Origin of the sequence: Streptomyces sp. NPDC006259 (genome assembly GCF_042870975.1) — a bacterium.
Classification (GTDB): Bacteria; Actinomycetota; Actinomycetes; order Streptomycetales; family Streptomycetaceae; genus Streptomyces.
This window is the reverse complement of the sequence record NZ_JBIAHY010000003.1, coordinates 963839-976108: the sequence shown is the minus strand read 5'-3', so window position 1 is coordinate 976108 and position 12270 is coordinate 963839. Positions and strand designations below refer to the sequence as shown.

The window sequence follows — 12270 nt, the reverse complement described above, 5'->3', positions numbered from 1 at the left end:
GACCCTCGCGGGGATAGCGACGGTCCGGCCCTCCCGCGCGGGAGGGCCGGACCGTGACACCGGCCGGACGGGTGGGGGGACGTCCGGCCGGTGGTATCGGGTGAGCGGTCGGTGCGGGGTGTCAGTGGGTCTCGGTCGCCCCGGAGTCGTCCTGGGCGCCGTCGCCGCTCTGGTCCTCGGCGCCGGCAGCACCGCCGGCGTCGTGACCGCCCGCGTCCTGACCGGCCTCCTCACCGCCACCGGCACCGGCGACGGCACCGGCGTCGCCGCCGGCCTCTTCACCGCCGGCCTCCTGGCCGCCGACCGCTTCTCCGGCCCCGGCCTCTTCTCCGGCCCCGGCCTCCTCTCCGGCACCGGCGCCGGCATCGGCACCCGCTCCGGCCTCCTCGCCGCCGACGCCGTCGTCGGCACCGACTCCCTCACCGGCCCCGCCGTCACCGAGGGTCGCGCCGACCGCCGCCAGAGCGGTGGTCACCGGCTGGAAGAACGTCTCGCCGCCGGCCGTGCAGTCACCGCTGCCGCCGGAGGTCAGGCCGATCGCGAGGCCGTCCTGGGTGAACAGCGAGCCGCCGCTGTCGCCGGGCTCCGCGCACACGTCGGTCTGGATCAGACCCGTGACGGTGCCCTCGGGGTAGTTGACCGTGGCGTCGAGGCCGAGGACCTGACCGTCGGCTAGGCCGGTGGTGCTGCCCATCCGGAAGACCTGCGTGCCCACGGTCGCGTCGGCGGCCGAGGAGATCTGGAGGGTCTGGTCGCCGAGGTCGACCTCGCTGGGGGCGACCGTGGCCGGGTCGTCGTACTTCACGAGTGCGAAGTCGCCTTCGCCCGGGAAGACCGCCTGGTCGACGGTGGCGATGGGCTCGCCGGCCTCGGAGTCCGACCAGGCCTCGGCCGCGACCCCGCAGTGACCGGCCGTCAGGAAGGCCGGGGAGCCGTCGCCCGCGGTGACGTTGAAGCCGAGTGAGCAGCGCGCTCCGCCGCCGAAGATGGCGTCGCCGCCGGAGGCGAAGGTCTTGAAGGTGCCGGCCGACTTCTTGACGGTCGCCGTTCCGGCTCCGAGGTCGCGGACGGTGGACTCCAGCCGGTCCCACTTGCCGCCGGTGACGGTGGAGTCGGCGGTGACGAGGATCTTGTTGGTCCGCGGGTCGACCGCCCAGGAGGTGCCCGGGATGGTCGCTTCGGCCTTGAGGGTCTGCGCGGCGGCCTTCAGTTCGGCCGTGCTGTTCTCGACCTCGCGTATCTGCGCGCCGGCCTTCCTCGCCTGGCCGATGGCGTTGTCCTGGGCGCCGGAGACGTCGACGACGTTGACGACCAGCTGCTTGCGGCCGGCGTCGTAGTACGAGCCCGCGAAGGTTTCGCCGAGCATGTTCCGCAACTGAGCGGCGAGGTCCGAGGCGTCCGCCGCCTTCAGGGTCTTCGGCGCCGCAGCGGCCGTGCCGCCGCCGTCCTGGGAGGCGTTGGCGTGCGGGAGCAGGAGTGCCGCCGCTCCGAGCGCCGCGACACCGCCCACCGCTATCGCGGCCTTGCGCTTCGGCATTCGCTTGTGACTCAAAAAACTCGACCTCCTGGGGGGACGGGGTCCGGCTGCCGGGGAGTGGCAGCTCCGTACAGCGGCGCCTGGTTGCCGATGGGTACGCAGGGGAGACGTGGTGTGTTCAATGGCGTTTGCCAACTCCCTTTGCGAACCCGTGAATCGGCCATGACCGGAGTCCGGGGCGGTCGGCCGGGGAACAATCGCCCATATGACGATGACGACCACCGAAGCCGACAAGATCCTTTCCGACTGCTTCGCGCCCTGGGTGCGCGCGCTGGACCTGTCCGTGGAGGCGCTGGGGGACGACCGGGCGGTTCTGCGTCTGCCCTGGTCGGCACAGTTGGCCCGGGAGGGCGGCGGGCTGTCGGGGCAGGCGTTGATGGCGGCCGCGGACACCGCCACGGTGATCGCCGTCTCGGCGGCCCGGGGCGCCTTCGCGCCCATGACGACGGTGCAGCAGTCGACGTCCTTCCAGCGCGCGGTGACCGAATCGGATGTCCTGATCCATGCGGTGCTGACGAAGCTGGGCCGCCGGATGGCGTTCGCGGACGTCACGATGACGGCCGAGCGGTCCGGTGAACTCGCCGCGCGGGCGAGCACGGTCTACGCCCTGCTGGGCTGAGGCCGGCGGGAGGGTCACCGGACACCGCGGAAGAGACGGCGACGGCGGGATCCCCACGGGTGCGGGGGCGACGGTGAGCCACCGACCGCCGGGGACCGACGCCGGGACACCGGCGGTGATCGGCCGCTGACGGTCCGTGCGGCTCGGAGAGCGGAATCCCTGCTTCAGAGAATCTGCACACCGATTGCCCAAGCAGGTCACGGGACGCGGAGGTTCTGCACAACCGCGCAGGGCCCGCCATGCCATTGGGACGGGTGTGTCGGTTTCGCCACGAGGGCGTGCGCCGCTCATCGGAGCGACCGCGGCCCGGGGTGTGAAGAAGTCGCCGACAAGGCGTGGCCACACCTGCACGCTGTGACCCTCGCGTGACGCAAGTTCCCTGGTGAGAGCGGTGATTGATTGGATGCGTCGGCGGCGGACCTGCTTTGATCCATCGCACCGCAAGGTTCGCCGGGTTTCCGGGAACGGGCCTTCGGCGCCTGCGGTCGCGGCCGTCATCTGTCCCCAGAGGGGGCCGCTCCCCCCTTATTGAGATATCCATGTGAAGGGAAGTTCCACCATGAACTCCACCCCCCAGGTCGAGACCGTCGAGATCGCCGACGCCGACCTCGACAACGTCTCCGGCGGCCTGTCCGTGAACGCTCTCGGCACCGTCACCGGCCTGGTGGACGGCATCGCCCCGGTCTCCGGCCTGGTCGACACGGTCGTCGGCACGGTCGAGGGTGTGACCGGCCTGAGCACCGCGCCGGTCACCAACCTGGTCGCCGGTCTCTGATCGCGGCCTTGTGACCCTCTGAGTCCCGGAGCCGTGACCCGGTTCCGGGACTCTTCGGTGCCGTGCGACCCGGAGTCGGCGCCCCGCAACGCCCGGAGTCGGCGCCCCGCAACGCCCGGGTCGACGCCGGGTGCCAACCCGGTCGACGCCGGGTGCCAACCCGGTCGACGCCGTGCAACTCCCGGCCGGCGCCGTGTGCCACCCCCGAGTCGGTGTTCCGCAACCCCGAGTCGGCGCCGTGAGACCCCGAGGGAAATCCCGTGCAGTTCCGCCAACAGGCCCTCGCCAAGCTTCAGTCGCCCGAGGAACTCGACCTGCCGGTGCGCTTCGCCCGCCCCCAGGGCTGGCTCGTGCTGTCCGTGACCGTGGTCGTCATGGCCGCCGCGTCCGTGTGGGCGGTGACCGGTTCGGTCGCCTCCACCGTGAGCGCGCCCGCCGTCCTCACCCACGGCGAGGGCAGCTACATCCTGCAGAGCCCCGCCGCCGGGCAGGTCACCGCGGTCCTCGCGAAGGAGGGTGAGCGGCTGCCCGCCGACTCCCCCGTGCTGAAGGTGCGCGCGGCCGACGGCGAGACCGTGGTGCGCACGGTCGCCGCGGGCCGGATCACCGCGCTCGCCGCCTCCCTCGGGCAGATCATCACCACCGGTGCGAACGTCGCCGCCGTGGAGAAGGTCGCCGACGCCGACGACCCGCTGTACGCCACGGTGTACGTCCCGGCCGAGAACGCGGCCTCCGTACCGGCGGGCGCCGCCGTCGACCTGACCGTGCAGACCGTGCCGTCCCAGCGGTACGGCGTGCTGCGCGGCCATGTGAAGTCGGTGGACCGCGCGGCGCAGTCCGCTCAGCGGATCGCCGCGTTCCTCGGTGACAGCCAACTCGGCGAGCAGTTCACCGAGAAGGGCCGCCCGGTGGCGGTCCTGGTCCGCCTCGACCCCTCCTCCACGACCAGGAGCGGCTACCGGTGGTCGTCCGCCGACGGGCCGCCGTACGCCCTCACCTCCATGACCATGGCCACCGCCTCGATCCGGCTGGCCGACCGGCGTCCCCTCGATTGGCTGCTTCCGTGACCGCGACCGAGACCCGCGGCAGACGGCGGGCCGCGCCACCCAGGCGTTCGGTCCCCAAGAGCCGGGTAAAGACCGTCCGCACCCCCACGGTGCTCCAGATGGAGGCGGTGGAGTGCGGGGCCGCCTCCCTCGCCATGGTCCTCGGCCACTACGGCCGCCATGTCCCGCTGGAGGAGCTGCGCATCGCGTGCGGGGTGTCGCGGGACGGCTCGCGCGCGAGCAACCTGCTGAAGGCGGCCCGCGGTTACGGACTGACCGCCAAGGGCATGCAGATGGACCTGGCGGCCCTCACCGAGGTGCGGTCGCCCGCGATCCTCTTCTGGGAGTTCAACCACTACGTCGTCTACGAGGGCCTGGGCCGCCGCTTCGGCCGCCGGGGCGTGTACGTCAACGACCCCGGCAAGGGCCGCCGGTTCGTGCCGATGGAGGACTTCGACAGCAGCTTCACCGGCGTGGTGCTGGTGCTGGAACCCGGCGAGGGCTTCGAGCGCGGCGGGCGCAGGCCGGGAGTGCTGGGCGCGATGCCGGCCCGGCTGCGCGGCACCGCGGGCACCCTGCCGGCCGCCGTGCTGGCGAGCCTGCTGCTGGTCGTCGTGGGCGCGGCCGTCCCGGCACTGAGCCGCACCTACATCGACATGTTCCTGATCGGCAACCAGACCTCGCTGCTCGACGTGCTGTTCGCCTCCATGGGCACGTGCGTGCTGCTCACCGTCGCGCTGACCTGGCTCCAGCAGGCCAACCTGCACCACGGCAGGATCATCTCCTCGACCCTGTCCAGCGCCCGCTTCCTGCGCCATCTGCTGCGGCTGCCGGTCACCTTCTTCTCCCAGCGCAGCCCGGCCGACCTGGTGCAGCGCCTCCAGTCCAACGACGCGGTGGCCGAGACGCTGGCCCGCGACCTGGCGTCGGCGGGCGTGGACGCGGTGGTCGTCGTCCTGTACGCGCTCCTCCTCTACACCTACGACCCGCAGCTGACGTTCGTCGGCATCGGCGTGGCCCTGCTCAACCTCGTCGCCATGCGGGTGGTGATCCGGCTGCGCGCGACCCGTACGGCGAAACTGCGCGCGGACAACGCGCGGCTGACCAACACGGCGTACTCCGGCCTCCAGTTGATCGAGACGATGAAGGCGACCGGCGGTGAGGACGGCTACTTCCGCAAGTGGGCCGGACAGCACGCCACCACGCTGGAGGAACAGCAACGGCTCGGGGTGCCGAGCGCCTGGCTGGGCGTGGTCGCACCGACGCTGGCGACGGTCAACAGCGCGCTGATCCTGTGGATCGGCGGGACGCGGGCCATCGAGGGCGCCATCTCGGTGGGCCTGCTGGTCGCCTTCCAGGCGCTGGTCGCCCGCTTCACCGCTCCCCTGACCCGGCTGAACGGCGTGGCGGGCCGCATCCAGGACTTCGCGGCGGACGTGGCCCGGCTGAAGGACGTGGAGAACTTCCGGGCCGACCCGCTCTACGACCGCCGCTCCGGCGGCGACTCCACCCGCCGCCTCCACGGTCACGTGGAGCTGGAGAACATCGGCTTCGGCTACAGCCCGCTCGACAAGCCGCTGCTGACCGGCTTCGACCTGAGTGTCGGGCCGGGCCGTCAGGTGGCGCTGGTGGGCGGCTCGGGCAGCGGCAAGTCGACGGTGTCCCGGCTGATCTCGGGCCTGTACGCGCCGTGGGAGGGGGTGATCCGGATCGACGGACAGCGTCTGGAGGACATCCCGCGCGGGGTGCTCGCCGCCTCCGTCTCCTTCGTCGACCAGGAGGTGTTCCTCTTCGAGGGCACGGTCCGCGACAACGTGGCGCTGTGGGACCCCTCCGTCCCGGACGAGGCGGTGGTCGAGGCGCTGCGGGACGCCGCGCTGTACGAGGTCGTCGAGCGGCGGCCGGGTGGCATCCACAGCCGGGTCGAGCAGGACGGCCGCAACTTCTCCGGCGGTCAGCGCCAACGCCTGGAGATCGCCCGGGCGTTGGTGCGCCGGCCCAGCATCCTGGTACTGGACGAGGTGACCAGCGCGCTGGACGCGGAGACCGAACAGATCGTCATGGACAACCTGCGCCGGCGCGGCTGCGCCTGCGTGGTGATCGCGCACCGGCTCAGCACGGTCCGCGACAGCGACGAGATCGTCGTCCTCGACCACGGCACGGTCGTGGAGCGCGGACGGCACGAGGAACTCCTCGCGCGCGGCGGGGCGTACGCGGCACTGGTCAGGGAGCGATGAGATGACGGCCGTATCCGAAGGCGACGTCGTCCTCTCGGCGTTGGGGCGAATGGGCACACGGGTCGACTGCGCCGGGTCCGGCCGGCTCGACCTGGAGGGGCCGCAGGTGCTGTGGCTGGTCGTCGGCGGTGCGCTGGACCTGTTCGCGGTCGACGCCGAACAGCAGGGCCACTGGCATCACCTGGGCCGGCTGGAGGCGGGTTCGCTGCTCCTCGGCCCGGTCGCCGGCCCTCGGCACACCCTGGTGGCCCGCCCGTCGCGCGACTGCGCGGTCCACCGCGTCGGCCTGCGCGAGCTGTACCAGCCCGCGAGCACCCAGACCTGGTCCTACGACGAGTACGGCAATCCCCGGTACGTGCCGCCGGTGTCGAGCCCGCTGGAGCACGCCCTCGCCCTGGGCGTGGGCCGCGGACTGTCCGTCCTCTTCCAGGCGCCGATGGCCACCGAGCGGCCCGCCGAGATCGCCGACGACGACGTGTTCTGGATGCAGGTGCCGCCGGGCAGCGTCCAGTACGGCTCGCTGTACGGCGCGGAGGCCGCCGCCGACCTGTTGATGGACCCGGCGGTCTGGCAGGCCATGGTCGACCAGCAGTACCGCCTGCTCACCACGGTGGACCGCTGGATCGAGCAGGTGGAGCGCACCCACGAGACCCGCACGGCCGCCGGCATCAGGGCCGGTGAGGCGGTGCGGGCGCAGGCCGACCGGACACTGCTGGCGTCGATCGGCCGGAAGGCGGGGCCGCGCGCGACGGCCGCGGACGCGGACGCGACCTTCGGCGCCTGCGAGCTGGTCGCGCGGGCGGCCGGCATCGCGCTCGTCGAGCCGGCCCGGATGGGCGCCGGCAACGACCGTCTCGACCCGGTCGAGCAGATCGCGCTGGCCTCCCGCGTCCGCACCCGCGCCGTACGGCTGGACGGCCGCTGGTGGCGTGACGACGTCGGCCCGCTGGTCGGGCACCGGGCGCTGTCCGGGGCGCCGGTCGCCCTGCTGTGGCGGCGTGGCGGCTATGTCGCCGTGCATCCCGCGACCGGCCGCGAGACACCGGTGGAGAAGGCCAACGCCGAGGAGTTCGAGCCGCGGGCCGTCATGTTCTACCGTCCGCTGCCCGAGCGGCGGCTCGGTCCGCTCGGTCTGCTGCGGTTCAGCATGCGGGGCACCGGCCGCGATCTGACGAACCTGCTGCTCAGCGGGCTCGTCACGGTGCTGGTCGGCGCCCTGGTGCCGATCGCCACGGGCAAGGTGCTCGGCGAGTACGTGCCGCGGGCCCAGCAGGGGCTGATCGCTCAGGCGTGTGTGGCCGTACTGGTCGGCGGGGTGGTCGCGGCGGCGTTCATGCTGCTCCAGAACATGACCATCCTGAGGCTGGAGGGCAGGATCGAGGCGACGCTCCAGCCGGCCGTGTGGGACCGGCTGCTGAGGCTGCCGACGACGTTCTTCGCCGAGCGCTCCACGGGTGAGCTGGCGAGCGCGGCCATGGGCATCAGCGCGATCCGCCGGCTGCTGGCGGGGCTCGGCCCGTCGGTCGCGCAGTCCGTCACCGTCGGCGCCATGAACCTGGGCCTGCTGCTCTGGTACAGCGTGCCGATGGCGCTGGCCGCGATCGCCATGCTCGTCGTCGTCGCCACCGTGTTCCTCGGGCTGGGGCTGTGGCAGGTGCGCTGGCAGCGCAGGCTGGTGGTGCTCTCCAACAAGCTGAACAACCAGGCGTTCCAGACCCTGCGGGGCCTGCCGAAGCTGCGGATCGCGGCCGCCGAGAACTACGCCTACGCGGCCTGGGCGCGTCAGTTCGCCCGCAGCCGTGAACTCCAGCAACGGCTCGGCCGGATCAAGAACCTCACCACGGTGCTGGGCGCGGTCTATCTGCCGTTGTGCTCGCTGGTGATGTTCATGCTGCTGGCGGGTCCGGCGCGTGGCGCCCTGTCGGCGGCGGACTTCCTGACCTTCAACACGTCGATGACGATGCTGCTCACCTCCGTGACCTCGCTGACCGGCGCGTTCGTGTCGGCGGTGGCCGCGCTGCCGCTGTTCGAGGAGATCCGGCCGGTGCTGGAGGCGACCCCGGAGGTGCGGGCGGCGAGCACCCGGCCCGGTCCGCTGTCCGGCGCGGTCGAGGCCCGCCGGCTGTCGTTCCGCTACTCCGACGACGGCCCCCTGGTCCTGGACGACGTGTCCTTCGAGGTGCGGCCGGGCGAGTTCGTGGCGATCGTCGGGCCCAGCGGCTGCGGCAAGTCCACCCTGCTGCGTCTTCTCATCGGCTTCGACCGCCCGGTCTCGGGCAGCGTGCTGTACGACGGCCAGGACCTGGCGGCCCTCGACCAGTCGGCCGTGCGGCGCCAGTGCGGGGTGGTGCTCCAGCACGCCCAGCCGTTCACCGGGTCGATCCTGGACGTCATCTGCGGCACCGAGTCGTACACGCCCGAGGAGGCGATGGCGGCGGCCGAGATGGCGGGGCTCGCGGAGGACATCAAGCGGATGCCGATGGGGCTGCACACCATCGTCTCGGGCAGCGGCTCGGTCTCGGGCGGTCAGCGCCAGCGGCTGATGATCGCCCAGGCGCTGATCCGGCGCCCGCGGATCCTCTACTTCGACGAGGCGACCAGCGCCCTGGACAACGAGACCCAGCGCACGGTCATCGACAGCACCCGCAAGCTCGACGCCACCCGCGTCGTCATCGCCCACCGTCTGTCGACGGTGCTGGACGCCGACCGGGTCGTGGTGATGGAGAACGGCCGGGTGGCCGAGCAGGGCCCGCCGTCCCGGCTGCTCGCGGACACCGGCGGCAGGCTGCACGAGCTGGTGCGGCGGCAGCTGGCCTGAGCCGACGGCCCCGCTCGCGTGCCGGGCTCGCGGGCGCCCGTGGCGTCGGTGCGTGGAAGCCCGATGCCGCGGAGTGACGTAGGGAGCGGCTCCCCCGGGTACTCGACCGGCCATGAGAATCAGCGTGCTCGACGTGGGATCCAACACCGTGCGGCTGGTGGTGGCGGACGCGCAGGACGGCGTACCGCTTCCGGTCCACACGGCCAAGTGGCGGTTGCGGCTGTCCGAGCAGGTCAAGCCGGGAGAGCCCATCCCCGACGAGGCGATCGAGAACATGGTCGACGCGGTCGCCGCCGCGAACCGTACGGCGGCCCGGTGGGGCGCGACGAGCCCGCTGGCCTTCGCGACCGCCGTGGTGCGCAACGCGCCGAACCGGCAGGAGGTGCTGCGGACGGTCACCTCCGGCAGCGGTGTCCCGCTGTGCACCCTGCCGGGCGAGGTGGAGGCCGAGCTGACGTTCCTCGGGGCGCGGCGCTGGATGGGCTGGCGGGCGGGGCCGCTCGCGCTGATGGACATCGGTGGCGGTTCCTTCGAGGTGGCGTTCGGGCGGGGCCGGCTGCCGGACTTCGTGGCCTCGCTGCCGCTCGGCGCCGGCCGGCTGACCCACGAGTTCTTCGCGGACCAGGACCCGCCGTCCGCGGAACGCGTACGGGAGCTGCGCCGCAAGGTCCGCCACCAGCTGCGGGACGTGGCCGCCCGGATCCGCTGGGAGGGGCCGCGCACGGCGGTGGTCACCTCCCGTACGTTCCAGCAGCTGGCCCGGTTGTGCGGGGCCCCGCCCGGCCGTCACGGTCCCTTCGAGGCCCGCACGCTGGACTGTGCCGACCTCGGTGAGGCGGTGGGCCGGCTGGCACAGTTGCCGGCCGCCGCGCGGGCCGAGCTGCCCGGCATCTCCGCGCCGCGCGCCGCGCAGAGCCTGGCCGGCGCGGTCGTCGGGCACACGGCGATGAAGCTGATCGGCCTGAAGACGGTCACGGTCTGCCCGTGGGCGATCCGCGAGGGCATCATGCTGCGGCACATCGAGGACGGGGCGTCCTGGTGGGCGCAGGTCGTCCGGCTCTCCGACGAGTCGGCGCCACCGGATCCCGTGCCGCTGCGGGTCGCGGCCACCACCACCCACTGACCAGGCCCGGCACCGTGCGCGAGGGCCGGGCATCGAGAGAAAGGGAGCCGTCCGTGGAAGAGGACGCCGAGAACCGACAGGAGCACACGGAGCGGGACGCCGGCGAGGACCGGCGGGACCGTCCGAGGACCGCGCTCGAGGAGGTGGTACGGGAGATCGAGGAGGCCGAGACCCGCGCCGACGGGCAGGGGGAGCCCCGGCGCGACCCGGGTGAGGCAGGCGAGGCCATCACCCCGAACACCCGAGCCCAGGAGGAGTCCCACGGGGACTGACGACCGGGACCGGTGACGGCCGGGCCGGACGGCGCCCGAGGGCCCGTCCGGCGAACGCCCGCACAACCCCGACGGGGTCGGCCGCCATGGCGGCCCGTGACGGCCAGCCCGCACACCACCCCCGGGCCCGCCCGGCGAACGCCCGCACAATCGGGTCGGCGGCCGCAATGGCGGCCCGTGACGGCCGGCCCGCACACCACCCCCGGGCCCGCCCGGCGAACGCCCGCACCATCCGGGCCGGCGGCCGTCATGGCCCGGCAGGTGAAGCGAGACTCCCGAGAGCACCACCCCCCAGCCCAGGAGAAGTCCCCTGCGGACGGACGACCAAGACCCGTGACGACCAGGCCGCACGCCACCCGCGGGGCCGCCCGGCCGGCGCCCGCACGACCCCGACGGGTCGGCCGCCGTGGCCCGGCGGGCGCTGGGCGACCGGTCGCGGCGCCGCCGGCCCTCGCGCGGCCCTCCCTGGCCGTCGGCAGGCCCGCTTTCCCGGCCGAATGGCCCGGACGAGCCCGCCTCCCTGGCCGTCGGCAGGCCCGCTTTCCCGGCCGAATGGCCCGGACGAGCCCGCCTCCCTGGCCGTCGGCAGGCCCGCTTCCCCGGCCATCCCGCCGGGACGAGCCCGCTTCCCGGCGGGATGGTCCGGTCAGGCCACTTCACCGGCTGACCGATCGGAGCGGGCCCGCGGAGGGCCGGGGCCAGGGGCGCAGTGCCCGGCCTCGATGTGCGGGCGGCGCCCGGGGGCGGCGGGCGCGCCCGGGATCATCCCTCGGGGGGGGGATGGCTCGCGACCTGCGGGGTACCCGGCGCTCATGGCACATGAAGGACCACGGCTGCCCACCGCCCGCGGCCCCGTCTCCACGGCTGTCCGGGAGTACCTGCTGGGCTCGGGCCCCCTACCGCCCGCCGCGACGGTCGCGGGCGCCTCCCCGTACGGCGAGGACCTCCAGCTGGCCCTCTACCTCTGCTACGAGCTGCACTACCGCGGCTTCGCCGGAGTGAGCGACGACGTCGAGTGGGACCCCGACCTGCTGCGGCTGCGCGCCGCGCTGGAGGCCCGCTTCCTCGCCGCCCTGCGGGCCGACACGCCCGTCCACGAGAGCGTGGAGGAGGCGATCGCGGAGCTGCTCGTCGAGCCGGTGGAGGGCGGCGGTGTCTCCCATTTCCTGCGCGACGAGGGCGAGCTGTGGCACCTGCGCGAGTACGCGGCCCAGCGCTCCCTCTACCACCTGAAGGAGGCCGACCCGCACGCCTGGGTGCTGCCGAGGCTGTGGGGGCGGGCGAAGGCGGCGATGGCGGCGGTGGAGTTCGACGAGTACGGCGGCGGCCGCCCCGACCGGGTCCACGCCCGCCTGTTCGCGGACCTGATGACGGACCTGGGCCTGGACGCCACGTACGGCCGCTACCTTGACGCCGCCTGCGCCGAGACGCTGGCCACGGTCAACCTGATGTCCCTGTTCGGACTGCACCGCGGTCTGCGCGGTGCGCTGGTGGGTCACTTCGCGACGGTGGAGATCACCTCCTCGCCGGGTTCCCGGCGGCTCGCGGAGGCGATGCGCCGCGCGGGCGCCGGTCCCGCCGCCGTGCACTTCTACGACGAGCACGTGGAGGCCGACGCGGTCCACGAGCAGGTCGTACGGCACGAGGTGATCGGCGGTCTGCTGGAGGAGGAGCCGCATCTCGCGCCCGACGTGGCGTTCGGCGTCGGCGCCACCACCTTGCTGGAGGACCGGCTGGCCGCGCGGCTGCTCACCGCCTGGCGTGCCGGACGTTCGTCCCTGCGCACTCCCCCCACCACCGAGATGGCCCATATTTCTTGATTGTCTGGGTACCTGGTCGGGGT

9 protein-coding genes are annotated in these 12270 nt (G+C 73.3%); 8 read left to right on the top strand and 1 reads right to left on the bottom strand.

The window, feature by feature from the left end; translation table 11 throughout:
* Window positions 1-121 precede the first annotated feature (121 nt).
* Window positions 122-1552: a S1 family peptidase gene (locus ACFYO5_RS15645; RefSeq protein WP_388708875.1), complete on the bottom strand. Its 1431-nt coding sequence runs from the start codon at window positions 1550-1552 to the stop codon at window positions 122-124.
* A gap of 190 nt (window positions 1553-1742) precedes the next feature.
* Between ACFYO5_RS15645 and ACFYO5_RS15640 the strand changes: the two genes are divergently transcribed.
* The 8 genes from ACFYO5_RS15640 (at window position 1743) to ACFYO5_RS15605 (ending at window position 12247) form a co-directional block, all read left to right on the top strand.
* Entirely contained in the window at window positions 1743-2156 is a 414-nt protein-coding gene (locus ACFYO5_RS15640; RefSeq protein WP_356565811.1) for a PaaI family thioesterase, read from the top strand.
* 559 nt (window positions 2157-2715) lie between these two features.
* Window positions 2716-2931, top strand: a complete 216-nt coding sequence (locus tag ACFYO5_RS15635) for a type A2 lantipeptide (protein ID WP_356565813.1) — start codon at window positions 2716-2718, stop codon at window positions 2929-2931.
* A 260-nt stretch (window positions 2932-3191) separates the two neighbouring features.
* Window positions 3192-3998 (top strand): HlyD family efflux transporter periplasmic adaptor subunit, encoded by an 807-nt coding sequence (locus ACFYO5_RS15630; RefSeq protein WP_388708871.1) that lies wholly within the window; start codon window positions 3192-3194, stop codon window positions 3996-3998.
* Window positions 3995-6214 carry an NHLP family bacteriocin export ABC transporter peptidase/permease/ATPase subunit gene (locus tag ACFYO5_RS15625; protein WP_388708868.1) on the top strand — a complete coding sequence of 740 codons (2220 nt, stop codon included), beginning with the start codon at window positions 3995-3997 and terminating at the stop codon, window positions 6212-6214. Before ACFYO5_RS15630 ends, ACFYO5_RS15625 begins: the two co-directional genes overlap by 4 nt.
* Window position 6215: 1 nt before the next feature.
* Entirely contained in the window at window positions 6216-9032 is a 2817-nt protein-coding gene (locus ACFYO5_RS15620; RefSeq protein ID WP_388708865.1) for an NHLP bacteriocin export ABC transporter permease/ATPase subunit, read from the top strand.
* Window positions 9033-9144: 112 nt separating this feature from the next.
* Window positions 9145-10155 carry a Ppx/GppA family phosphatase gene (locus ACFYO5_RS15615; RefSeq protein ID WP_356565820.1) on the top strand — a complete coding sequence of 337 codons (1011 nt, stop codon included), beginning with the start codon at window positions 9145-9147 and terminating at the stop codon, window positions 10153-10155.
* A 53-nt stretch (window positions 10156-10208) separates the two neighbouring features.
* Window positions 10209-10427 (top strand): hypothetical protein, encoded by a 219-nt coding sequence (locus ACFYO5_RS15610; RefSeq protein WP_388708863.1) that lies wholly within the window; start codon window positions 10209-10211, stop codon window positions 10425-10427.
* An 812-nt stretch (window positions 10428-11239) separates the two neighbouring features.
* Window positions 11240-12247, top strand: a complete 1008-nt coding sequence (locus tag ACFYO5_RS15605) for an iron-containing redox enzyme family protein (RefSeq protein ID WP_388708860.1) — start codon at window positions 11240-11242, stop codon at window positions 12245-12247.
* The last annotated feature ends 23 nt before the right edge of the window (window positions 12248-12270 follow it).

What these genes read in the sequence shown, in the direction of transcription:
- ACFYO5_RS15640 (WP_356565811.1), top strand. Translation starts at nt 1,743, where the DNA reads ATGACGATGACGACCACCGAAGCCGACAAGATCCTTTCCGACTGCTTC.
- ACFYO5_RS15635 (WP_356565813.1), top strand. Translation starts at nt 2,716, where the DNA reads ATGAACTCCACCCCCCAGGTCGAGACCGTCGAGATCGCCGACGCCGAC.
- ACFYO5_RS15620 (WP_388708865.1), top strand. Translation starts at nt 6,216, where the DNA reads ATGACGGCCGTATCCGAAGGCGACGTCGTCCTCTCGGCGTTGGGGCGA.
- ACFYO5_RS15615 (WP_356565820.1), top strand. Translation starts at nt 9,145, where the DNA reads ATGAGAATCAGCGTGCTCGACGTGGGATCCAACACCGTGCGGCTGGTG.
- ACFYO5_RS15605 (WP_388708860.1), top strand. Translation starts at nt 11,240, where the DNA reads ATGGCACATGAAGGACCACGGCTGCCCACCGCCCGCGGCCCCGTCTCC.